This is a genomic window from Pseudomonas sp. DCB_AW (assembly GCF_026240895.1).
Taxonomy (GTDB): Bacteria; Pseudomonadota; Gammaproteobacteria; order Pseudomonadales; family Pseudomonadaceae; genus Aquipseudomonas; species Aquipseudomonas kermanshahensis.
This window is the reverse complement of sequence record NZ_JAPFCE010000020.1, coordinates 66,812-89,076: the sequence shown is the minus strand read 5'-3', so window position 1 is coordinate 89,076 and position 22,265 is coordinate 66,812. Positions and strand designations below refer to the sequence as shown.

Below are 22,265 nucleotides of genomic sequence, written 5' to 3'. Positions count from 1 at the left end.
CGATGCTGAGAACCTGGTGATGTTCAACGGTGTTGTCATTCGCCCGGCTGCTGTAGCGCGCTGCCATGTCATACGGGCTTTGTGTAGGAGCAGCCTTGCGCTGCGAAGAGGCCAGTAAAAGCAGCGAATAACTACTGTGTTTTCACCGGCCTCTTCGCAGCACAAGGCTGCTCCTACACGGAATCTACTGCGCATCCCGGGTATCGATACTGACCACCACCGACATCCCTGGCCGCAACCGCTTCGCCTCTGGCTGGTCGGCATCCACAGTGATGCGCACCGGGATCCGCTGGGCAATCTTGACGAAGTTGCCGGTGGCGTTGTCGGCCTGCAGCAGGGCGAATTCGGAGCCGGTGGCCGGCGAAATCTGCTGCACATGGCCGTACAGCTTCTGGTGGTTCAGCGCATCCACGGTGAAACTCACCGGCTGGCCGATGCGCACCGCGGCCATCTGGGTTTCCTTCATGTTGGCGATCACCCACAGAGTATCAGGCACCAGCGCCATCAGTTGCGCACCGGAATTCACGTAGGCACCCAGGCGCGTGCCGATCTGCCCCAGCTGGCCATCGCGCGGGGCGGTCACGCGGGTGTTGTCGAGGTCGATACGGGCGAGCTCGACGGCGGCCTTGGCATTTTCCACCGACGCCTGCAACGCGGCCCGGTTGACCACCACGGTTTCCCGGTCCTGCCGGGCGATTTCCAGGGCAGCCTTGGCCTGGGCCAGGCTGGCGACAGCAGCCGCCTGGCTGGCACGGGCCAGGTCCAGCTCGCGGCGCGACACCGAACCGTCGCTGACCAGCGCCTGGTTACGGCTGAGGTCGGCCTTGGCCTTGGCCGCCTGGGCCGTTGCATCGCCGATGGCCGCCTGGCGCTGGGCAATGGTGGCCTCGGCGCTGTTGCGTTGCTGCAGGTTATTGGCCAGTGCCGCCTGCTGCTGTTGCAACTGGGCGATGGCCTGGGCCAGGCGTTGCTTATAGATGCGGTCGTCCAGTTGCACCAGCAGGTCGCCTGCCTTGACGAACTGGAAGTCATGCACCGGCACATCGACGATGTAGCCACTCAGTTGCGGGCCGATGATCGTCACCTGGCCGCGCACCAGTGCGTTTTCGGTGCTCTCGATGGCGCTGCCGAACGGGGGCAGGCGCCAGGCGTAGAGCACCAGCAGGATGCCGGCCAGGGCCACACAGGCAAAACTGATCGACGACAGGATGCGCATCCGGCGCGAGCGTACCGGGCTGGTCGGTTCACTGGGCGGCGGCGTGCCTTCTGGGGTTTCAGCAAGGGCAGTGGTGGTGGTCGTGCGGGTTTCGTCGGTCATCAGGTAGGCGCGCCGCGGCTAGAGTCAGGGGAGGTGGCCTTGCGGGCCGTGTACCAGAGCCAGGTGCTGCGGATGCAGATCCAGATCATGGTCAGGATAGCGATGCTGCCGATCAGCATGAACACATCGTTGTAGGCCATCACGTTGGCCTCGCGGGTGGCCGCACTGGCCAGCACGCGCATGCCGGCCTCGCTGCGCAGCGCGGGGTCGGCAAGGAGGCCGGCATAGCCGCCACCGCCGCTTTGCACCCGGGCGTTGACCAGGGGTTCGAGGTAGCTGAGGCGGTCCATCAGGTGGCTGGAATGGAATTTCTCGCGCCAGGTCTGGAAGGTGCCGAGCAGCGCCGCGCCAATCAGGCCGCCGAGGTTGTTGCAGATGCCGAACAGCACCGAAAAGCTCACCAGGTTGCGCGGGTTGGCGCGCACATGGCTGATGCCTAGGGCCATCGACGGGCCCAGGAAGAACGTGCTGCCGAAGGCCAGCAGGAACTGGCTCAGGTACATCTGTGCCGGGCGGGTGAGGTTGCTTGAGCTGCTGTCCATGAATGCCCCGGTGGCCATCGCCAGTAGCGACACCAGCAACGGGATCACCAGGTGCTTGGGGTCGATGGTCAAGGCGCTGGTCGCCAGGCCCGCCACCGCACCCAACAACATGATCGCGTACAGCGTGCGCATCTGCTCGCTGCCCATGTTCAACACTTGCAGAAAACCGACCGCGCCGGTGGACTGCTCCGAGGTGACCATGCGGATCAAAATCACGCACAGGGCCAGGCGGATGATCGTGCCGCTGCCCAGCCAGCGGGTCATCAGCAGCGGGTTCTGGCGATTGTGCTCGATGGCCAGCCCGCTGAATATCAGGCCAATCGACGCGGCCAGGGCCACACCGATCCAGGGCGTGTCCAGCCACCAGTCAATGCGCCCCAGCGACAGCGCGGCGCAGAGCAGGGCAGTGCCGCTGGCCATCAGGGTGAAGGTGAGAAAATCCAGCGGCTCGAAGGTCTTGAAGCGGTCACCCGGTGGCAACTTGAGCATCAGCACGCAGCCCAGTGCGGCCAACGCCAAGCCGAGTTCGAACAGGTATAGCCCGCGCCATTCGGCGATCTGCAGCAAGTCTTCAGAGAACAGCCGCGCCAGCGGCAAGGCCAATTGCGAGGCGCCCAGGCCCAGCACCATGGCCTTGAGCCGCCACTGCGCGGGGAACGCCTGGATCATATAGTACAGGCCCAGCGAACTCAGCGCGGCGCCAACCATGCCATGGGCGGCGCGCACGGCAATTGCCGAGTTGAGGTCATTGACGAGCAGGTGGCCAAAGGTGACCAGCGCATAAAGCACCAGGAACACTTCGGTGAAGGCACGCAGGCCGAACTGCTGGCGAAACTTGACCAGCAGCAGGTTGATGGACACGTTGGTCATCACATAGGCGGCCGGCAGCCAGGCCATTTCGGCGGTGGTCGCCCCCAGCGCACCCTGCAGGAACACCAGGTTGGCTGTTACCAGCGCGTTGCCCAACCCACCGGTGATCGCCACCAACAGGCCCACCAGGCCAAAGGCCAGGCGTTTGGCGGGCGAGTGCAAAGGCGTCGACGGCGATCCGGGCAGGCTGGGTTTTTCGTGGGGGAGCCACTGGCGGGGGGCGTATTTGTCCATGGGCAGACTTTACGTGAGGGGCTGGGGCATTAACACCGTCTGGGCTCAAGCTTGCCGCGCGGCGTGCGTCAGTTTTGCAGTGTTTCCGGGCTATTGAAGTTGCTCAAACGCGGATCGTCTTCGGCACACACCAGCGCGTGCACAGCCCCTTTCAGCAGGGCCTTCTGCAAACTTCGCTCATTGGCCGCCCACGCCTGCTCCAGCACCGGCAACACCTTGCGCGGCAGCACACTGAACATTGGCTGCCAGTAGCCTGCTTGGCGCACCATCGCCGCACTGTCGCCGGCCACCGCCAGCCGCAGCAGGTCTGCGATCAACGGCTGGTCGATCAGCGGTGCATCGCAGGCCAGTACCACCACCCATTCGTGGCGTGCCGCTGTCAGGCCTGCAATCACCCCGGCCAACGGCCCAGGGAAATCGGGGGCTGCATCGCCCACCAACTGGTCAGCATAGGCTCGATAGGCGTCCTGGTTGCGGTTGCAGGAAATGATCAGGTCATCGCTCAGCGGGCGTACCACGCGTTGCACATGCGCCACCAATGGCTCGCCTTGCCAGGCCAGTAACCCCTTGTCGCGGCCGCCCATGCGTTGGCCGCGGCCACCGGCGAGGATGAGAATGGAGCAGGGGGGCAGGGCAGCAGGCATGAAAAAGGGTTCCGGGCAGTCAATGCCAGGAACCCTCCCATGTCATGCGGTGCTTGTCCAGTCAGCGTGCGTCAAGTGCTGGGGTCGCCTCGGCTTTAGCGCCGCGACCGCGCCCGGCCAGGCGCATCACCACGACGAAGAACACCGGCACGAACACCACCGCCAGGGTGGCGCTGAGCATGCCGCCGATCACACCCGTGCCAATCGCCTGCTGGCTGGCCGAGCTGGCGCCGGTGGCGATGGCCAGGGGCACCACGCCGAGGATGAACGCCAGCGAGGTCATCACAATCGGCCGCAGACGCAGGCGGGCGGCCTGCACCGCGGCATCGACGGCATCGACACCCTGGTCCACCAAGCTCTTGGCAAACTCGATGATGAGGATCGCGTTCTTGGCCGACAGGCCGATCAGGGTGATCAGGCCGACCTTGAAGAACACGTCATTGGGCATGCCCCGCAGGGTGACTGCCAGGACCGCACCGAGTACCCCGAGCGGCACCACCAGCAGTACGGCAGTGGGGATCGACCAGCTCTCGTACAACGCAGCCAGGCACAGGAACACCACCAGCAGCGACAGCGCCATCAGGATCGGCGCCTGGCTGCCGGACAGCCGCTCCTGCAGCGACAGGCCGGTCCATTCCAGGCCTGCTCCGGCCGGCAGCTGCGCGACCAGGCGCTCGACTTCGGCCATGGCTTCACCCGAGCTGTAGCCCGCCGCCGGTTCACCGGAGATCGACACCGCCGGGTAACCGTTGTAGCGGGTCAGCTGCACTGGGCCGCTGACCCACTTCGCCTGGACGAAGGCCGCCAGCGGCACCATCTTGCCACTGCTGTTGCGCACATGGATTTTCAGCAAGTCTTCGACCTGGCTACGCTGGTCGCCTTCGGCCTGCACCACCACCCGTTGCATACGCCCTTGGTTGGGGAAGTCGTTGACGTAGCTGGAGCCGACGGCGGTATCCAGCACCGCGCCGATGTCGGCGAACGACACTCCCAGGGCATTGGCCTGGCGACGGTCGATTTCCAGTTGCACCTGCGGGCTTTCGGCCAGCGACGCTTCGCGCACGTTGGTCAGCATCTTGCTTTTGCCAGCACCTGCCAGCAGCGCATCGCGGGCGGCCATCAGCGCGGTGTGGCCCATGCCGCCACGGTCCTGCAGGCGGAACTCAAAACCGGTCGACTCGCCCAGGCCATCGATGGGCGGTGGCAGCACGGCGTAGGCCACAGCGTCCTTGAGCTGAGTGAAGGCCATAGTGGCGCGGTCGGCAATCGACTGGGCGCTGTCATCGGCACCGCGCTCAGACCAATCCTTGAGCGTGGTGAACGCCAGTGCCGCGTTCTGCCCGCTGCCAGAGAAGCTGAAGCCGAGGATCAGCGTGGTGTTGCCGACACCGGGTTCCTCTGCGTTGTGCGCTTCGATCTGCGCCGCTACTTGCTCGGTACGCATGCGGCTGGCGCCTGGCGGCAGTTGGATGTCGGTGATGGTGTAGCCCTGGTCTTCGGTGGGCAAGAACGCCGTGGGCAGTTGGCTGAAACCGTAGCCCAGCACGGCCAGCAGCACGCCGTACACCAGCAGGTAGCGACCGCTGCGCTTGAGCGCTTGCACCACCCAGCGCTGATAGCCGTTGCTCATGCTGTCGAAGCGTCGGTTGAACCAGCCGAAGAAGCCCTTGCGCTCGTGGTGCTCGCCTTTGCCCAACGGTTTGAGCAAAGTCGCGCACAGTGCTGGGGTCAGGCTCAGGGCGAGAAACGCCGAGAACAGGATCGACACCGCCATCGACACCGAGAACTGCTGGTAGATCACGCCCACCGACCCTTTCATGAAGGCCATCGGCAGGAACACGGCCACCAGCACCAGGGTAATGCCGACAATCGCCCCGCTGATCTGGCCCATGGCCTTGCGCGTGGCTTCCTTGGGCGGCAGGCCTTCTTCGGCCATGATCCGCTCGACGTTTTCCACCACCACGATGGCGTCGTCGACCAGAATGCCGATGGCCAGGACCATACCGAACAGGGTCAGCACGTTGACCGAGAAGCCCATGGCCAGCATCACGGCGAAGGTGCCCATCAGCGCCACCGGCACTACCAGGGTCGGGATCAGCGTGTAGCGCAGGTTCTGCAGGAACAGGAACATCACCGCGAACACCAGCAGCATGGCTTCGAACAGCGTGTTGATCACCTGCTGGATCGACACTTTGACGAAGGGCGAGGTGTCATACGGGATGTCGTATTTGACGCCTTCCGGGAAGTAGCGCGACAACTCCTGCATCTTGGCCCGCACCAGGTCGGCGGTTTCCATGGCGTTGGCGCCGGGGGCCAGCTGTACGCTGAATGCGGTCGCGGGTTTGCCATTAAGGCGCGTGCCGTACTGGTACTCCTGGGCACCGATCTCGACCCGGGCGACATCGCCGACGGTCACCGTGGAGCCGTCCGCGTTGGCGCGCAGGACAATGGCCGCGAACTCCTCAGGCGTGCTCAGCTGGCCCTTGACCAGCACGTTGGCTGTGATTTCCTGGGTGCCGCGGGCGGGCAGGTCACCAATACTGCCTGGGGCGACCTGGGCGTTTTGCGCGGCAATGGCATCAGCCACATCGTTAGGCGTGAGGTTGAAACCGATCAGCTTGCTCGGGTCGATCCAGATCCGCATGGCACGCTCAGAACCATACAGCTGAGCCTTGCCGACGCCCTTCAGGCGGCGAATCTCGTTCATCACGTTGCGCGCAAGAATGTCCGACAGGGCGGTTTCGTCGAGCTTGCCGTCCTCCGAAGTCAGGGTGGCCAGCAGCAGGAAGCCGGTGGACACCTTCTCCACCTGCAGGCCCTGCTGGGTCACGGGGCGAGGCAGGCGCGACTCGACCACCTTGAGGCGGTTCTGCACATCGACCTGGGCCAGGTCCGGGTGCGTGCCAGGTTCGAAGGTGGCGGTGATGGTGGCGCTGCCCAGGCTGCTTTGCGACTCGAAGTACAGCAGGTTGTCGGCGCCGTTGAGTTCCTGCTCGATCAGGCTGACCACGCTCTCGTCCATGGTCGCCGCCGAGGCGCCTGGGTACACGGCGTAGATTTCCACTTGCGGCGGGGCCACGTTGGGGTACTGGGCCACCGGCAGTTGCGGGATGGCCAAGGCGCCGGCAAGCAGGATGAACAACGCGACTACCCAGGCGAACACTGGGCGGTCAATGAAAAAGTGCGGCATCAATCAGCCCCTCACTGGCGGTTGTGCTGTGCGATCGGCGGCGCGCCGGGCGCTGTGCCCTGGCTCGCTTCGACCTGCACCTGGTCGCCGGCCTTGACGTGTTGCAGGCCTTCGATAACCACTTGTTCACCGGGCGCCAGGCCTTCGCTGACCACCCAGCGGTCGCCCTGGGCGCTGCCCAGCACGACCTGGCGATCGCTGACGCGGGCCTGCGGGTCGACCACCAGTACTTTCGGCACACCGGCGCTGTCGCGCAGGATGGCGCGCTGCGGCACGCTGAGGCCCTTGGGCTGTACCGCTTGTTCCAGGCGCACGCGCACGTAGCTGCCCGGCAGCAGGTCGAGGTCCGGGTTGGGGAACTCGCTGCGCAGGGTGATCTGGTTGGTGCTCGGGTCGACGCTGATGTCAGAGAACAGCAGCTTGCCGGGCAGCGGGTAGGCGCTGCCGTCGTCCTGAATCAGCGTGGCGCGAGCCTGGCCGTCGCCGACCTGTTGCAGCTCGCCGGCACGCAGGGCACGGCGCAGGGCGTTGAGCTCGCGGGTCGACTGGGTGACGTCGGCATGGATTGGGTCCAGTTGCTGGATGGTGGCCAGGGGCGTGGTCTCGTTCTGCCCGACCAGTGCACCTTCGGTCACCAGCGCGCGGCCGATGCGCCCGGAAATGGGCGCGGTCACCGTGGCATAACCCAGGTTCAGGCGGGCGCGCTCCAGGGCAGCCTTGGCCTCGGCGACCTCGGCATCAGCCTGCAGGAAGCTGGCCCGGGCATTGTCGTATTCCTGGCGGCTCACGGCTTTGTCGTCGACCAGCTCGCGGTAGCGTTGCTCTTGCAGGCGCGCTTGATACAGGTTGGCCTGGGCCTTGGCCAGGGTGGCGCGGGCGCTGTCGTGGTCGGCCTTGAACGGCGCCGGGTCGATGAGAAACAGCACGTCGCCTTGCTTGACGTCGCTGCCCTCGCGGTAGACCCGCTTGAGCACCACGCCAGCTACACGTGCGCGCACTTCCGCAGTCCGCGGTGCCAGGATACGGCCGCTGAGTTCGCTGCTGATGGCCAGCGGCTGCAGTTGCAGGGTTTCGACGCGCACCTGCGGGGTGGGCTCTTTTTCGTCCTGCTCGGCGCTGTCGCCACAGCCGGCCAGGGATATGCTCAGAAACGCCAGAAGCGCCACGGGGCGCAGGCGAGGGGGGAGGCTAGTAGGCATACGGATCTTCCGATGATGACGCGGTGTATGCTACGGCAGGCGTTCCCTTGGTGGCTGTTAATACCTGTAGGGCGAGTGTGAAAAAGTGTGAAGAAGCGTCCTGCCTCGGCGTAGGATTCTATATCCTGCCTGGACTTCCTCTTGTGTCAAAGCGCTTATGCCAAACCTTTTATTGGTCGAAGACGACAGTGCCTTGTCCGAACTGATCGCCAGCTACCTGCAACGCAATGATTTCCATGTCCAGGTGATCGCCCGCGGCGACCACGTGCTGGACGCGTTTCGCCGGCAAAAGCCTGACCTGGTGATCCTCGACCTGATGCTGCCCGGCATCGATGGCTTGCAACTGTGCCGCTTGCTGCGCCAGGAATCGCAGAGCCTGCCGATCCTTATGCTGACCGCCCGTGACGACAGCCACGATCAAGTGCTGGGCCTGGAAATGGGCGCGGACGATTACGTGACCAAGCCCTGCGAGCCCCGTGTGCTGCTGGCCCGTGTGCGCACGTTGTTGCGCCGCAGCAGCGTCAATGAACCGCGCCTGGACAGCGATTTGATCCAGATCGGCGGCCTGCGCATCGACCTGGCCGAGCGCACCGTCAGCTGGCGCGGCGAAGAGGTGGAGCTGTCCAGCGGCGAGTACAACTTGCTGGTGGTGCTGGCGCGCAACGCGGGCGAAGTGCTGAACCGCGACCGCATCCTGCAGCAACTGCGCGGCATCGAGTTCAACGGCACCGACCGTTCGGTGGACGTCGCCATCTCCAAGCTGCGCCGCAAGTTCGACGACAGTGCTGGCGAGGCGCGCAAGATCAAGACCGTGTGGGGCAAAGGCTACCTGTTCAGCCGTGTCGAGTGGGAGTGCTGACCGAGCATGCTGAAGATCCTGGTGCGCCTGTACCTGCTGATCATCGTCGCCTACGCTGGTGCGCTGCTGTTCATCCCTGACTCCATCGTCGGCCTGTTCCATGAACGCTTCATGGCGTACAACCTGGACCAGACCAAAGGGGTGCAGTCGCTGATCGTCCGCCAGTTCCACCAGGCCCCGCAAGAGCAGTGGCCAGCGGTGGAGCGAGACCTGGCCAATGCCTTCGCACCGCTTGAGGTCAAGCTGCTGCGCATGGACCAGGCCGACCTCAGCGCGGATGAACAGGCCCGGCTGGAACATGGCTTGTACGCCGTGCGCATCGCAGACTGGGGTTATTACGAGACGGTGCTGGCACCGCTCGACAAGGACTGGCTGGTGCGCCTGCATGCGCCCCCTGATCCACTGGACATCAACGTGCTGTCCTGGGGCGTGACGGTGTTGATCGGTGCAGCCATGCTCGGCTGCCTGCTGCTGTGGGTGTGGCCGCACTGGCGTGACCTGGAGCGGCTCAAGGAAACCGCTCGACGCCTGGGTCAGGGGCAGATGGCAGAACGTACACACATTTCGCCGCACTCGAACATCGGTGAGCTGGCCGGGGTGTTCGACACCATGGCCAGCGACCTGGAACGCCACGTCAACCAGCAGCGCGAGCTGCTCAATGCCGTGTCCCACGAGCTGCGCACCCCACTGACCCGCCTGGACTTCGGCCTGGTGCTGCTGTTCGACGAAGTGCCGGCTGCCAGCCGCAAGCGGCTGTTGGAGCTGGTCGGCCATGTGCGTGAACTGGATGAGCTGGTGCTGGAGCTGTTGTCCTACAGCCGTTTGTACAACGCCGACCAGGCGCGTGAGCGGGTCGAGGTATCGCTGCTGGAGCTGGTAGACAGCGTGCTGGGCAGTTTTGCCGAAGAGCTCGACAGCCGTGGTATCCAATGGGAAGTGCGGGCCGAGCGTGAACTGCCACGCTTTGTGCTCGACCCCCGGTTGACCGCGCGGGCCGTGCAGAACCTGGTGCGCAACGCGATGCGTTATTGCGACGAAAGCCTGTTGCTGAGGTTGCGGCTCGAGGATGACGGTGCCTGCCTGCTGACGGTCGAGGATGACGGGATTGGTATCCCGGTCGAGGAGCGTGAGCGGATTTTCCAACCGTTCTACCGGTTGGACCGTAGCCGTGATCGCAATACCGGCGGGTTTGGCTTGGGGTTGGCAATCAGTCGACGGGCCATCGAAGGGCAGGGGGGCACACTGACGGTGGCGCAATCGGCGCTGGGCGGGGCGCAGTTCAGGATTCGTTTGCCGGCGGGTGGGTAGGTTGGCTGTGCCGGCCCGTTCCCACAGGAACGCACACTTTTGAAGTGAGGCGGCGAGCCTGTGGGAGCGGGCTTGCCCGCGAAAGGGCTTAGCCTGCTAGATGCAGCTTTCGGCCAAACGACTCGTCCACAGCACAAACCGATCCTTGCCGCTAGCCTCACGCCCATGCGCCGCAGTGCCGGTTTGCCCGCGCGCGCAGCACTGGTACTCTTGTGGGCCAAATCTTTAGGTTTGGCAGATCGTATTTCAGGGAGTTGAACATGCAAGGCAAGGCCCGCAAGATCGTCCAGGCCATTCTTTACGAAGCCATCGCCGTTGCCTGCGTGGCACCCGCGCTGGAACTGGCGTTTGGCGCCGGGATGGCTCAGTCGGCGGTGTTGTCCTTCCTCATGTCAGGAATCGCCATGAGCTGGAACATGGCATTCAACTGGGGCTTCGAGCGTTGGGAAGCGCGTCAGCCGCAACGCGAACGCACCTTCATGCGCCGGGTCTTGCATGCCTTGGGCTTTGAAGGCGGGCTGGTAGTGATTCTGCTGCCGCTGGTGGCGTGGTGGCTCGATGTCAGCCTGTGGGCGGCCTTCTTGACCAACCTGGCGCTGTTCGTGTTCTTCTTCGTGTATGCATTCGTTTTCCAGTGGGGGTTCGACAAGGTGTTCGATGTGCCGCTTTCGGCGCAGCAGGCAAAGTGTTGACTTGCTGCCCTGCGGCGGGATAAGTTCCTACCCCATGAATACCTTCCCGCATGTGAACGCCATTATTATTACCGCCATTATCAGTTTGGCGGGCTAGCGCGTACGTGCACCTAACCCGCCCTGGAGGCGGGTTTTTACTCTCTGACTCCTGGGCAACGTGAAAATAGCCAAGGAGTCATCGATGACCAGCTTCAGCGCCAACCTGCGTACCCCTGTCACGCCACAGCAACTGCTGTCGGAACAGGTACGGCGTATTCTCGCCGCACCGGTGTACGACCTGGCCATCGAAACGCCGCTGCAGGCAGCGCCAGCACTGTCCGCCAGCCTGGGCAACCAAGTGTTGCTCAAGCGTGAAGACCTGCAACCCACCTTCTCATTCAAGATCCGCGGTGCCTACACCCGCCTGTCACGGCTGACGCCCGCCCAGCGCGAACGTGGGGTGATCACCGCGTCCGCCGGCAACCATGCCCAAGGCGTGGCGCTGGCGGCTTCGCACCTGGGGCTGAAAGCCACCATCGTCATGCCAACCACCACGCCCTCGTTGAAAGTGGAGGGCGTGCGCTCGCGTGGTGGCCATGTGGTGCTACACGGTGAGAGCTTCCCCCATGCACTGGCCCACGCCCTGCAATTGGCCGACAGCGAAGGTGCCACCTTCGTACCGCCGTTCGATGACCCAGACGTGATCGCCGGTCAAGGCACCGTGGCCATGGAGATCCTGCGCCAGCGCCCAGGTGCACTGGATGCGATCTTCGTCCCGGTGGGCGGTGGTGGGTTGGTGGCGGGCATTGCGGCCTACGTGAAATACCTGCGGCCCGAGGTCAAGGTGATCGGCGTCGAGCCGGAAGACTCCAACTGCCTGCAGGCGGCCTTGGCCGCGGGCGAGCGGGTGATCCTGCCGCAAGTCGGCACCTTTGCCGATGGCGTGGCGGTGGCGCAGGTCGGTGCTCACTGTTTTGAGCTGTGCAGGCACTTCGTCGATGAAGTGATCACCGTTAACAGCGACGAACTGTGCGCAGCAATCAAGGACATCTACGACGACACCCGCTCGATCACTGAACCTTCCGGTGCCCTGGCTGTGGCCGGCATCAAGAAATACGTGGCCCGCGAAGGCGTGCAGGGGCAGACCTTGGTGGCGATCGACTCTGGTGCCAATGTCAATTTCGACCGCCTGCGCCATGTGGCGGAGCGGGCCGAGCTGGGTGAACAGCGTGAGGCGATCATCGCCGTGACGATCCCTGAGCAGCCAGGCAGTTTCCGCGCATTTTGCCAGGCACTGGGCAAACGCCAGATCACCGAGTTCAACTACCGCTATTACCCGGGCAAAGAAGCGCGTTTGTTTGTCGGGGTGCAGACGCACCCGCTGCACGACCCTCGGGAAAACCTGCTGACCAACCTCGCCGAGCAGGGTTACAGCGTGCTCGACCTGACCGACAACGAACTGGCCAAGCTGCATGTGCGCCACACTGTGGGTGGGCATGCGGCGCCGGGGGCGGATGAGCGTGTACTGCGCTTCGAGTTCCCGGAGCGGCCAGGGGCACTGCTGGGCTTTCTGGAGCGGTTGGGCAAACGCTGGAACATCAGCCTGTTCCATTACCGTAACCATGGTGCAGCGGAGGCGCGCGTATTTGCTGCGCTGGAAGTGCCAGGGGATGAGCTGGCGACGTTGCCGCAGACGCTGGATGAGATGGGCTACCGTTATTGGGATGAGACCGAAAACCCAGCGTACAAGCTATTTCTGGGTTGATCTGTAGGAGCAGCCTTGTGCTGCGAAGAGGCCGGCGACAGCAACCTTGATCTTGGTTATGTTCACTGGCCTCTTCGCAGCGCAAGGCTGCTCCTACAAGTTGCGCGTAGCGCTGGGGTGCTTAGCGCTCACGCATAAAGAAGCCCGCCACATACTTGCGGAAGGTTTCCAGGCTCTTGAAGTCGGCATAGCGCTTGAAGTTCTCGGCATCCGGCTCCGGGCCAATTGGCTGCTCCAGCAGCGACACCGAAAGCACCCGGTCCTGATCAGAGGTCAGCACCAGCTCATCCATCACCTGCCCGCCGATCACCGGTCGACGCATCTGGACCTTCACGCCTTTGCTGGCCATCCAGTCGATCAGCGACACCAACGCCTTGAGTGGCTCACGCTCTTCATCGCGGTACACCGGGAACAGGTGAGCGCGTGACAGCACGGGCACGCTGGCGACATGGATCAGCTCGTAAAAGTGGCTGCCAGCACTAGCAGGCGAATACAGCGCCAACGCCAAGAGCGGCCCGGCTGCACGGCTGCCTCCCCAATACAGGTGGTGGCCCTGGAAGTCGAACCCGTCCTCGCTGCGGCTATTGAACAGCTTGCGCCCTTTGATCTGGTCGACGCAGTCCAGCATCAGGCCATGCCGACGATGATTGCCGAACACCGTCGCCTCGCGCAGGCGGGCCTTGAGCATCATCATGTGCTTCATGTCCAGCCGGGTTTCAAGGTAGTTGCTGGCTGGCACTCGCTCCAGCAGCGGGTAGCGGCTGGCAACGCTGCGCAGCTCGGCAAACTGCCCAGTGAGGTCTTTTTTCAGGTGGGTGGCGTAGAGGTTCAAGCCGCTGATCTCGATCCAGGTCAGCAGCAGCGACAACAGCCGTTGTTGTTCGCGCCGGTCAGTGCCCTCACTGCCACTGTTGTCCTGGGCCGGGCGAAAGTCACCGATCAGGCGCAATGGCGTATCAGGTGGCAGCCAGGCCGCAGGTGGGGCGGGGTCGTCTTCGCGTTCTGCAGCTTCACGCTCGTCCTTGGTGAACGGGCAACCAGGCGCATGCTCGGCAGTGCCTGGGTTGTTTTTCAGGAACAGCGTGCCGGTGTTGCCGTTGAGGGTCACGTTCAGCACCGGCAGCGCGTCCTTGCGGCAGTCGCAGGCCAGCCATTGGTTGGCGTTACGCACCTTCATCAGCAACTGGTTGGCCTGCAGCAGGCGAGGGCCAGCGAGCGTGCCTGTGTTGAAACCGACCAGCAGCTCTTCTTCAGCGGGGGTCAGGCTGCGGACCTGCGCGGCGGTCTTATCGATGATTCGCATTAAGGGGCAGCTCCAAGCTACGAGCCTCAAGCTTCAAGCAAAGTAGAGCCGCTTTCAACCCGTTAAGTCATGTTTGCTAGTCTGGCTGGCGTCGCGGTAGACCTCCCTCGGGCCGGTGCGTCTCGCAACAGGGCAAAAGCTGTTCAGTGCCGCTTGGTTAAAGTCAGATTTTGGGTACTGTCAATTCTACGAGTTGAAGATGAGCGGGTGACGCTTCAGCATGCGGCCTAATCAAAGAAACTAATCGGAGACGTTTGCGAAGTTCCGATTGGACGATAAACGAACGCTATGATGGGCGTATGGCCAAATGAAAAAAACAGCAATGCTTGCTTACGGGGGGCTTTGGCCATCTGTAAATCTTTTACAGGCTTACAACGGTGAACGCTCGGACCGAGTGACGGAACATTATCCACTGGGCAATGGCTACCGAAACTACAGCCCTCGGATTATGCGGTTTACAAGCCCCGACGGGCTTAGCCCTTTTGGCAACGGGGGGAGGAATGCATGCATACCGCGAGAAAGACCCAATGAACAGCGTTGATCCGTCGGGACACTTCATCGTGGCCTGTTCGCCTGTATCCGGTGAGGGCAAAAGGCCCTCCGCCGGATGTTTCCCGCAGGCGCATCACAAGGCCGAGGCGCGCCCAATCAGAGCGGGTACAAAACGCGCCGCTCAGTTACCACTGAACATCTGCGCGGCGCGGGCGCGAATCTCGTCAGGGCTGAGGTCCTCCTTGTGGGTCGAGACGAACCAGATATTGCCGAACGGGTCCTTGAGGGTGCCGCTGCGGTCGCCATAGAACTGGTCCGTCACTTCGCGCAGCTGGGTGGCGCCGCAGGCCAGGGCCTGGGCATAGACCTTGTCGCAGTCTTCGACATACAGGTGCAGGCCTACGGCCGCGCCCGCGAGTTTCTGGCTGGCGGTCAGGCCACCTTCCATGTCGCAGGGGTCGCCGAGCATCAGCGACGAATCGCCGATTTTCAATTCAGCATGCCCCACGCGACCGCCCGGGGCGTCGAGGCGGAACATCTCGACCGCGCCAAAGGCTTTCTTGTAGAACTCGATGGCCTTGGCGGCGTCGTTGATGCCCAAGTAGGGGGTGATGCTGTGCTGGCCTTCGGGGATAGGTTTGGCTGCCATGTTCGCTCTCCTTTGAAACGGGCGCCGGTTGGCGCCCTTTTGCTTAGAGTCGTTTGCACAGATGGAAAATCGACAGCGGCGCTAGATCGATTCTCTATAACGGCGGCCGTCAGAAGATGTAATCGGTGGTCAGGAAGCTCGATTGGCGATTGCGGATGATCTCGCTGATCAGCGTCTTGTTGGCCTCCTGGAACTTGGTCGCCACCAACGTGCGGATCGAGAACACGCGCAGGGCGTCATGCACCGACAAAGTACCTTCGGCACTGTTCTTGCGGCCGTTGAACGGGTAGGTGTCTGGCCCGCGTTGGCACTGGGCGTTGATATTGATGCGGCCGACCTGGTTGGCAAAGGTGTCCACCAGGCTGCCGATGGTCGCCGGGTCGTTGCCGAACAGGCTCAGTTGCTGGCCGTAGTCGGAGTCGAGCACGTAGTCAATGACGGTTTCCAGGTCGCGATAGGGCACCACCGGCACCACTGGGCCGAACTGCTCCTCGTGGTACACGCGCATGTCATGGCTCACCGGGTAAAGCAGGGCGGGGTAGAAGAACGAACCGCGGCTTTGCCCACCGCCTTCGTTGATGACCCGTGCCCCCTTGGCTGTGGCATCGGCCACCAGGCCATCGAGGTAGTCGACCTTGCCCGGTTCCGGCAATGGCGTTAGCGCCACACCGGGTTCCCATGGCATGCCAGGTTTGAGCGCGGCGAGTTTGCGCTGGAATTTTTCCAGGAAGGCGTCGACTACGTCTTCGTGGACGAACAGTACCTTCAGCGCCGTGCAGCGCTGGCCGTTGAATGACAGGGCGCCCGTCACGGCCTCTTCGACCGCGTTGTCCAGGTCGACCTGGGGCAACACGATGCCGGGGTTCTTGGCGTCCAGGCCCAGGGCCGCGCGCAGGCGGTGCGGGCGCGGGTGCAGTTTTTTCAGGTCGCTGGCGGCCTTGTGGGTGCCGATGAAGGCGAACACATCGATCAGGCCGCTGGCCATCAGCGCGCTGACGGTTTCGCGGCCGCGGCCATAAATGACGTTGATCACCCCCGGTGGGAAGCTGTCGCGGAAGGCTTCGAGTAACGGGCGGATCAGCAATACGCCAAACTTGGCCGGCTTGAACACCACGGTGTTGCCCATGATCAGCGCCGGGATCAACGTGGTGAACGTTTCGTTCAGGGGGTAGTTGTAGGGCCCCATGCACAATGCCACGCCCAGGGGGGCACGGCGGATCTGGCCGAGGGTACCCTGTTCGAGCTCGAAGCGGCTGGAGCGGCGGTCGAGGTCCTTGAGCGCATTGATGGTGTCGACGATGTAGTCGCAGGTGCGGTCGAACTCTTTTTCCGAGTCCTTGAGGTTCTTGCCGATCTCCCACATCAGCAACTTGACCACGGCCTGGCGCTGTTCGCGCATGCGCGCCAGGAAGCGTTCGACGTGCTGTATGCGTTCGGCAACGCGCATCGTCGGCCAGGCGCCACGGCCCTTGTCGTAGGCCTGCACGGCAGCGTCGAGCGCGGTGAGGGCGGTGTCGGCGTCAAGCAGCGGGGCACTGCCGAGAATGACCTGGCGCTCGCCGTCGGCTTCCTTCAGCCAGACCGGGCTGCGCACCGTGGCCAGAGGGCCGTCCCAGCGCCTGAGCTGGCCGTTCACCAAATAGTCGCGTTGTTCCAGGGGGGCTTCCAGGCGCCAGGTGTCGGGGATGTTCTCGGCGGTCGGGAAAAGTGAATCGAGCAGACGGTCCATGGGTACTGCACCTCACATATCTGAGCGGAGTTGGTGCCAGGTGAAACGCTTCAGCTTCGAGCATGCACCGGTCACAGGAAAAACACCAGTCTGGCTCAACATTGCCTGCACTGCGCCGATACAGAGCTAACCCGGTGCGTCAGCAGGCCTATGATCACTTCCATTTCCCCAAGCGACGATACACAGACGGCCGCACTGCTGGCTTCGCCCTTGTTCTGGTTGGCGTTGGCCGCCATCGGCCTGCTCGGCCTCTGTGTCGTGCGGCTCAATGGCAAGCAGCGCCAGCTGCAGCAGCATAACCACGAACTGCGCCGGTCACAGGCACAGTTCGAACGCCTGGCGCACTACGACACCATTACCGGGTTGCCCAACCGGGTGCTGTTCCAGCGGCAACTGGCCGAGGCCATCGACAAGGGGCACGGCCTGGCCGTGCTGATGCTCGACATCGACGGGTTCAAACAGGTCAACGACAGCCTTGGCCACGCGATGGGCGACCTGCTGCTGCAGCAAGCGACCGCGCGCTTCCTGCAGGAGCTGGACCTGCACGACCGCGTCTGCCGCCTGGGCGGTGACGAGTTCGTGTTCATGCTCCAGGGCACACAGGGCCAGGTAACCCACCAGTTGCGCCATGTGCTGCGGTGCCTGCAGCGGCCGTTCGACCTCAAAGGTAACGCTGCATTGGTTACCGGCAGCATTGGCCTGGCCTGGTGCCCGCAGCATGGCGAGGATGTGGACAACCTGCTGCGCCACGCCGATACCGCCATGTACGCCGCCAAGGAGAGCGGGCGCAATACCTGGCGGGCGTATCACCCGGATATGACTGCGCGCTTGCAGCAACGCCTGGAATTGGAGCGCAACCTGCGGCGAGCGCTCAACAATGATGAATTCGAACTTTGGTACCAGCCCAAGGTGGACCTGTTCAGCGGCAAGCTGGAAGGTGTCGAGGCGCTGCTGCGCTGGCGCGACCCGCAAGCAGGCCTGGTGTCACCGGCCGAGTTCATCCCCTTGGCAGAGCGTACCGGGTTGATCATTCCCTTGGGCGAGCGCGTGCTGGAGCTGGCCTGTGCGCAGCTGGCAACCTGGCGTCGGGATGACTGCCTGCCCGGGCCGTTGGCGATCAATGTCGCGGCATTGCAGATCGAGCGCAGCGACTATGTATCGAGCCTGGCGATGGCCCTGGAGCGTCATGGCCTGGCCGCCAATCTGCTGGAGGTGGAGATTACTGAAAGCCTGTTGATGGAAAGCCAGCAGCAGGCCTGCGCGGTACTCGCGCAACTGCAGGCCATGGGTGTGGCCACTGCGGTGGATGACTTCGGTACCGGTTATTCGTCGCTGGCCTACCTGCGGGCGCTGCCTATCGACCACCTGAAGATCGACCGCGCGTTCATCAAGGACCTGCCCGCAGACGATGATGCGGTGGCCATTGCCCGTGCCATCATCGACCTGGGGCATGCCTTGGGTTATCGCATTACTGCCGAAGGCATCGAAACTCAGGAACAGTACGATTTTCTGCGCAATGCCGGCTGCGATCAGGGGCAGGGCTACCTGATGGGGCGGCCGATGCCGGCCGCCGAGTTGCAAAGCTGGATAGCGCGTAACCCGCGTAGGCAGCGCCTGTCATCTGGGTAACAGGCGCTTTTCGCCGCTCGCTACAGGGGAAGGCGGAACAGATTGTGCGGCGGGTGCATCAACCACTCCTGGCGTAGCACGGGGTCAGCATCGATGGCTGCCAGACGCCGCCAGAACTCCGCGCGGGCTTGTTGCGGGCGGGCTATGAAGAAATCGTTTTCAAGCAGAGGCCTGAGGTCGCGGCGGTACTGAAGTGGCAAACGCTGCCACAGCGCAGCCTGTTCCGGGCCCGTTCCCTCAAAAAACTCTGCATAATCCCCCTCGCACACCAGCAAATCGACTTCATGGGCAGTATTGTAAGCATCGACCTGGGCGAGCATGCCTTCGCTCAGCCACTCACTTTCCAGGCACAGGGCTTCGGCGGACGGGCCGGGGAGGTTGAAATCCACCCGCAGCCGCTGGAACTGGTTGCCAGACAGGTCCAGGACGAGAGGCTCGGCAACGACGTCCAGGCCTAAGGGCAGTTCGACCAGCCCACACTCGGACAGGAACAGGGTTTTCAGGTGGTCAAGCCCGTGCAGGTCTGGCGCCTCCAGCAGCGGGTTGCCCGACAGGTCCAACACGATAAGCCCGGCGCACTGGTTCAGCGCTACCTGGTTGCGGTTGTCCCAGGTGATGCGGTTGTTGTCCAGATCAAGCCAGGTCAATCGATCGGGGTTGGCCACACGGGGCAGGGCGTCGAACCGGCAATTGGACAGTAACAAGCGTTTCAATTTGGGAAAGCGCTCCAGGAACTCTGCAGGGAGCTGGCTGAGTGAAGGGTTGCTGTGCAGCGATATGTGCTCCACATGGGTGAAGTCGTCCGGCAGGGCCAGGCTGGCCAGGTCCTGGTTTTCCAGTTCGAGGCCGGAGAGGTCGAGGCTGGCGATCCGGCCACCGCCTGCGAGTGGCACGCTCGAGAGGCGCCGCCAGGCGTTGATGATTGGGCGGATCGCCCGCTGGCGTTGGTGCGGGCGTTGAGGGGCGGGGCGGGCCCATTCCTGCAGGTTGCGGCGCAGCGTATCCAGGCGTTGTTGCAGGTCGCGCAGCCTTTGTGTCGGTGAGCGAAGGTCATTGTCTTCAGGGTCGCTGCCAAGTACATCTTCGATTTCCGAATCAGTGGCATCGGGGTACAGGCGGCGATAGGCGCCGGCCAGTGAACCTGTGTGGCGCGGGTGCGGGGCTTGTGGGGCGAGTGGGCGACCTCCACGCAGCTGGACTGGGCGGGCGCGACGCCTGGCGCGTGGCCCCCACAGCCGTTGTGCAAGGTCATCTCGGTTGTCGTTGACCCAAGCCAGGACGCGCTGGCGTAACGTACGCCCATCGGCCTGGACAATCGCCAGCGCGTCGCGCTGGATGTGCGGCAGTGCCTGCTCCACAGCGCGGCACAGGTCCAGGTCCCGCGTGGTGGGGGCAGGGCGCTGCCCCAGGTCCGCCTCATAGCCTTCTGCGCTTTTGATCACTCGGCAGGTACGGCCTGCTGAGTTGCTTCCGATATGTTCAAGCAGAGGGCCTTCGGGGCTACCCGCACGTAGCTCCAGGCGCACATCGCGCGGCCAGTCGGGCAAGCCATCGAGGGCACTGAACAGCAGGCGTTCGCTACCGGCATCGGCCCGAGCGGGAACGAGCACGCCTTCCACGGCACGTATCAGAGGCAGTTCGCTGTGCGTGTGTTCAACCTGCTGACGCAGCCAGGCCGGTAACACCGCGTCGTTTTCCCAAGCGAGGGATTGCGCGGCGCTCAGGGGCGCCAGCAGACGCCTGGCGAGTACGGCCGACAGGCGAGGGTAGGCTTCCAGCAACCTGCGTGTTGCCGGTTCGATGGGCGCATTGCCGTTATACAACCGTTCGAACAGGTTGCCCGGCGCGTCGCTGCCCAGCGCAACTACCTTCGCTTGCGCGGCCATACGTTGCAGGGTGTCGAGCAGCAAAGCCGGTGGCGGCTGCCCTTCGAGGTGCACGCGGCGCAGGTACGCGGCATCGGTCCCACACATGCGGCCAGCCAGCTCAAGTTGTTCGGGTGTGAACGTTGCGTAGTTTTCCCCCAAGCGGCGAGCCAGTATTGCGAAGGACCACTGTGATGGCTGTTCATGGCTGGCGCGCCAGGCACCCTGTTCGTTGTGTTCCAGAGGCGGCTGCCAAGCGTCCTGCGCGTGTGGGTGCACAAGCCGCCACTGCTGTGTCTGCGTGTCCAGGCGCTGTTCGTAGAGGTGGCCATCCATGCGAATGAAATACCGGCCATCGTGCAGGTACTGGCCTTGAGCATTGGCGTGCACGCTCTGCGGCAAGTCCAGGGGGCTGCGATAGGGTGTGAGGTCTGCCTGCCAGAGCCGGTAGCGGCCATCGGGCTTGCGAACTTCCTGCAGGCTCTCCAGCAGCGGGCTTTTGAACAACTTCGGCACCACGTGGCCAGCGACCACCAGCCCGCCGATCAGGGCCAGGTTCAGGCCGACTGCCTCCAGGTGACGCAATGCCAGGTGGCGGTCACCCTGATGCCAGGCTTCATAGCCTTCGTACACTTCGCCAAGCAGTTGGCACGCCGTCACCGCCAGCATCAGCGTGCCCACGGCGGGGATGAAGAAGCCGGCCAGGTTGAGCGCGTCCATGCCGAGGTCTTCCCACGCTTGCAGGCGGTTTGCCCGCGCCGTGGCGTCGGCTTCGGCGGTCGGCACCGCCAGCTGGCGAGCTTCGCGCTTGAGGCGGTCAAGGTGCAGCGCCTGATAAAAAGCAAAAGGTTCCTCGGTGATTGCCAGCCGTGTGGGGCGCAAATCCGCCTCAGGGGCCCGCTGCCATGCCTTGTCGTTGGCAGAAGCGCCTGAGGCGTCAAGGTTTTGGTGCAGCAAGTCAAGAAAGTGTTGCTGCTGACCCTGCTCCACGTACGCCATGAACGCCTGCCGGTCGGTGGGTTCCAGCAGCAGGGCCGCCAGTGCCTCGTGTACAGCCTCAAGGTCGGCGCATTGACGCAGGGCCTGGTCGTGGCCTGGCAAATAGAGCAGCAGCCCGCTGATGCCGGTGTCGATCAGCATCACCTCATGCAAGGTGATACCGAACAGCGCCAGTTGCCAGCAAGGCATCTCGTTGCCCTGCAGAAACAGGTCGACTTGGTCGCGCGCGGTGCCGGTGAGCACATGACGCATGTAAGCCAGGTCGGCCGCCAGGCGCAGCCTATCCTTGTACACGGCGATCGCCTGTTCGCGTACGTGTGGCTTAGCGAAATGGTGCTGCAGATGGGCCTGGTATTGCTGCCCCAAATCGAGCGAACGGCACAGTGCGGCGAAGCCAGCGGGTGTGAGCGGCAGCCGCTCCACCTGGTAGCGCTCCGACACCAGCGGGAAGTGCGCTGGGGGTGTCTGCGGGCCCAGTACTGCGGTGCCCCGTACCTGAACGGGTGTGACCTGGATCGTGTGGCTTGGTGCAATGGCGCTCTGGGCGCTGAAGCGTTCGTCATCGGCGAAGTTCTGCAGCGCGGCCTGCAGCAGCGTGTCACGACGATGACTGTTCAGGTAACGCATGCCTGCCCAATGCCAGGTGCTTTCTACCCGAAGCAGTTCGGTGCCACGAAGCGGGGCGCTGCACCCGTGTTCGGCAAGGCGTGCCGTCAGCCGGGGCTCAGCGAACGCAGTGATTTGCTCAAGCCCCTCAAGGGCCCGGGCCAAGGTGCTTTGCGAGCGCAGCAGGCGCGACTGGCTACGGTGCACGGCCTGGCGAAGATCGGGGGCGGCGTTGGCAAACCAGGCCTGCGTGTAATAGGCCGGTAGTTGGCTTTGCCTCAAACTGTGCCATTGAGGCGGGGCTATTGAGTGTGCCCAGGTGGGCAATTGCGTTTCCAGTAGCGTTTGATGCGGTTCGAGCGTTGAAAGGGTTGGCATATCGATGCTCCTTTA

Annotated in this window: 15 protein-coding genes; 6 read left to right on the top strand and 9 right to left on the bottom strand. The window is 63.6% G+C overall.

Going from position 1 to position 22,265, the window contains the following annotated elements; all coding sequences use genetic code 11:
- Positions 1-184 precede the first annotated feature (184 nt).
- From OO306_RS13880 to OO306_RS13860, 5 genes are all read right to left on the bottom strand, one after another.
- Complete coding sequence (locus OO306_RS13880; protein ID WP_186676797.1) at positions 185-1,318, bottom strand: HlyD family secretion protein; 1,134 nt, start codon at positions 1,316-1,318, stop codon at positions 185-187.
- The gene (locus tag OO306_RS13875; protein ID WP_265969066.1) at positions 1,318-2,964 is read right to left on the bottom strand and encodes an MFS transporter; all 1,647 of its coding nucleotides are present in this window, start codon (positions 2,962-2,964) and stop codon (positions 1,318-1,320) included. The genes OO306_RS13880 and OO306_RS13875 overlap by 1 nt, the downstream gene beginning before the upstream one ends.
- A gap of 68 nt (positions 2,965-3,032) precedes the next feature.
- Positions 3,033-3,608, bottom strand: coding sequence for a molybdenum cofactor guanylyltransferase MobA (mobA, locus tag OO306_RS13870; RefSeq protein ID WP_265969064.1), 576 nt, complete (start codon positions 3,606-3,608; stop codon positions 3,033-3,035).
- A 61-nt stretch (positions 3,609-3,669) separates the two neighbouring features.
- Positions 3,670-6,798 carry an efflux RND transporter permease subunit gene (locus tag OO306_RS13865; protein ID WP_265969062.1) on the bottom strand — a complete coding sequence of 1,043 codons (3,129 nt, stop codon included), beginning with the start codon at positions 6,796-6,798 and terminating at the stop codon, positions 3,670-3,672.
- Between the two features lie 11 nt (positions 6,799-6,809).
- Complete coding sequence (locus tag OO306_RS13860) at positions 6,810-7,997, bottom strand: efflux RND transporter periplasmic adaptor subunit (protein ID WP_099429461.1); 1,188 nt, start codon at positions 7,995-7,997, stop codon at positions 6,810-6,812.
- Positions 7,998-8,154: 157 nt separating this feature from the next.
- On the opposite strand from OO306_RS13860, the gene OO306_RS13855 reads away from it, so the two are divergent.
- The 4 genes from OO306_RS13855 to ilvA all read left to right on the top strand — a co-directional run bounded on the left by OO306_RS13855 (position 8,155) and on the right by ilvA (position 12,600).
- Positions 8,155-8,856 (top strand): response regulator transcription factor, encoded by a 702-nt coding sequence (locus tag OO306_RS13855; protein ID WP_027596751.1) that lies wholly within the window; start codon positions 8,155-8,157, stop codon positions 8,854-8,856.
- Positions 8,857-8,862: 6 nt separating this feature from the next.
- On the top strand, positions 8,863-10,164 hold the full coding sequence (locus OO306_RS13850; RefSeq protein ID WP_238211772.1) for an ATP-binding protein: 1,302 nt from the start codon (positions 8,863-8,865) through the stop codon (positions 10,162-10,164).
- A gap of 260 nt (positions 10,165-10,424) precedes the next feature.
- A complete protein-coding gene (locus OO306_RS13845; protein WP_265969060.1) occupies positions 10,425-10,856 on the top strand; it encodes a PACE efflux transporter in 432 nt (143 codons plus the stop codon).
- A gap of 181 nt (positions 10,857-11,037) precedes the next feature.
- On the top strand, positions 11,038-12,600 hold the full coding sequence (ilvA, locus tag OO306_RS13840; RefSeq protein ID WP_027596754.1) for a threonine ammonia-lyase, biosynthetic: 1,563 nt from the start codon (positions 11,038-11,040) through the stop codon (positions 12,598-12,600).
- A gap of 121 nt (positions 12,601-12,721) precedes the next feature.
- Here ilvA and OO306_RS13835 read toward each other — a convergent pair whose 3' ends face one another.
- Positions 12,722-13,903 carry a hypothetical protein gene (locus OO306_RS13835; RefSeq protein ID WP_027596755.1) on the bottom strand — a complete coding sequence of 394 codons (1,182 nt, stop codon included), beginning with the start codon at positions 13,901-13,903 and terminating at the stop codon, positions 12,722-12,724.
- Between the two features lie 307 nt (positions 13,904-14,210).
- Between OO306_RS13835 and OO306_RS13830 the strand changes: the two genes are divergently transcribed.
- Positions 14,211-14,444 carry an RHS repeat-associated core domain-containing protein gene (locus OO306_RS13830; protein ID WP_323055830.1) on the top strand — a complete coding sequence of 78 codons (234 nt, stop codon included), beginning with the start codon at positions 14,211-14,213 and terminating at the stop codon, positions 14,442-14,444.
- A gap of 132 nt (positions 14,445-14,576) precedes the next feature.
- Here OO306_RS13830 and OO306_RS13825 read toward each other — a convergent pair whose 3' ends face one another.
- Positions 14,577-15,044 carry a VOC family protein gene (locus OO306_RS13825; protein ID WP_099429457.1) on the bottom strand — a complete coding sequence of 156 codons (468 nt, stop codon included), beginning with the start codon at positions 15,042-15,044 and terminating at the stop codon, positions 14,577-14,579.
- A gap of 109 nt (positions 15,045-15,153) precedes the next feature.
- On the bottom strand, positions 15,154-16,773 hold the full coding sequence (locus tag OO306_RS13820) for an NADP-dependent glyceraldehyde-3-phosphate dehydrogenase (protein WP_265969059.1): 1,620 nt from the start codon (positions 16,771-16,773) through the stop codon (positions 15,154-15,156).
- A 150-nt stretch (positions 16,774-16,923) separates the two neighbouring features.
- Between OO306_RS13820 and OO306_RS13815 the strand changes: the two genes are divergently transcribed.
- Complete coding sequence (locus OO306_RS13815; protein ID WP_265969058.1) at positions 16,924-18,402, top strand: bifunctional diguanylate cyclase/phosphodiesterase; 1,479 nt, start codon at positions 16,924-16,926, stop codon at positions 18,400-18,402.
- Positions 18,403-18,422: 20 nt separating this feature from the next.
- Here OO306_RS13815 and OO306_RS13810 read toward each other — a convergent pair whose 3' ends face one another.
- Positions 18,423-22,250: a DUF6543 domain-containing protein gene (locus OO306_RS13810; protein WP_265969057.1), complete on the bottom strand. Its 3,828-nt coding sequence runs from the start codon at positions 22,248-22,250 to the stop codon at positions 18,423-18,425.
- Between the last annotated feature and the right edge of the window lie 15 nt (positions 22,251-22,265).

What these genes read in the sequence shown, in the direction of transcription:
- OO306_RS13880 (WP_186676797.1), bottom strand. Translation starts at nt 1,318, where the DNA reads ATGACCGACGAAACCCGCACGACCACCACCACTGCCCTTGCTGAAACC.
- ilvA (WP_027596754.1), top strand. Translation starts at nt 11,038, where the DNA reads ATGACCAGCTTCAGCGCCAACCTGCGTACCCCTGTCACGCCACAGCAA.
- OO306_RS13815 (WP_265969058.1), top strand. Translation starts at nt 16,924, where the DNA reads ATGATCACTTCCATTTCCCCAAGCGACGATACACAGACGGCCGCACTG.
- OO306_RS13860 (WP_099429461.1), bottom strand. Translation starts at nt 7,997, where the DNA reads ATGCCTACTAGCCTCCCCCCTCGCCTGCGCCCCGTGGCGCTTCTGGCG.
- OO306_RS13820 (WP_265969059.1), bottom strand. Translation starts at nt 16,773, where the DNA reads ATGGACCGTCTGCTCGATTCACTTTTCCCGACCGCCGAGAACATCCCC.
- OO306_RS13810 (WP_265969057.1), bottom strand. Translation starts at nt 22,250, where the DNA reads ATGCCAACCCTTTCAACGCTCGAACCGCATCAAACGCTACTGGAAACG.
- OO306_RS13855 (WP_027596751.1), top strand. Translation starts at nt 8,155, where the DNA reads ATGCCAAACCTTTTATTGGTCGAAGACGACAGTGCCTTGTCCGAACTG.
- OO306_RS13875 (WP_265969066.1), bottom strand. Translation starts at nt 2,964, where the DNA reads ATGGACAAATACGCCCCCCGCCAGTGGCTCCCCCACGAAAAACCCAGC.
- OO306_RS13825 (WP_099429457.1), bottom strand. Translation starts at nt 15,044, where the DNA reads ATGGCAGCCAAACCTATCCCCGAAGGCCAGCACAGCATCACCCCCTAC.
- mobA (WP_265969064.1), bottom strand. Translation starts at nt 3,608, where the DNA reads ATGCCTGCTGCCCTGCCCCCCTGCTCCATTCTCATCCTCGCCGGTGGC.
- OO306_RS13835 (WP_027596755.1), bottom strand. Translation starts at nt 13,903, where the DNA reads ATGCGAATCATCGATAAGACCGCCGCGCAGGTCCGCAGCCTGACCCCC.
- OO306_RS13850 (WP_238211772.1), top strand. Translation starts at nt 8,863, where the DNA reads ATGCTGAAGATCCTGGTGCGCCTGTACCTGCTGATCATCGTCGCCTAC.
- OO306_RS13845 (WP_265969060.1), top strand. Translation starts at nt 10,425, where the DNA reads ATGCAAGGCAAGGCCCGCAAGATCGTCCAGGCCATTCTTTACGAAGCC.
- OO306_RS13830 (WP_323055830.1), top strand. Translation starts at nt 14,211, where the DNA reads ATGAAAAAAACAGCAATGCTTGCTTACGGGGGGCTTTGGCCATCTGTA.
- OO306_RS13865 (WP_265969062.1), bottom strand. Translation starts at nt 6,798, where the DNA reads ATGCCGCACTTTTTCATTGACCGCCCAGTGTTCGCCTGGGTAGTCGCG.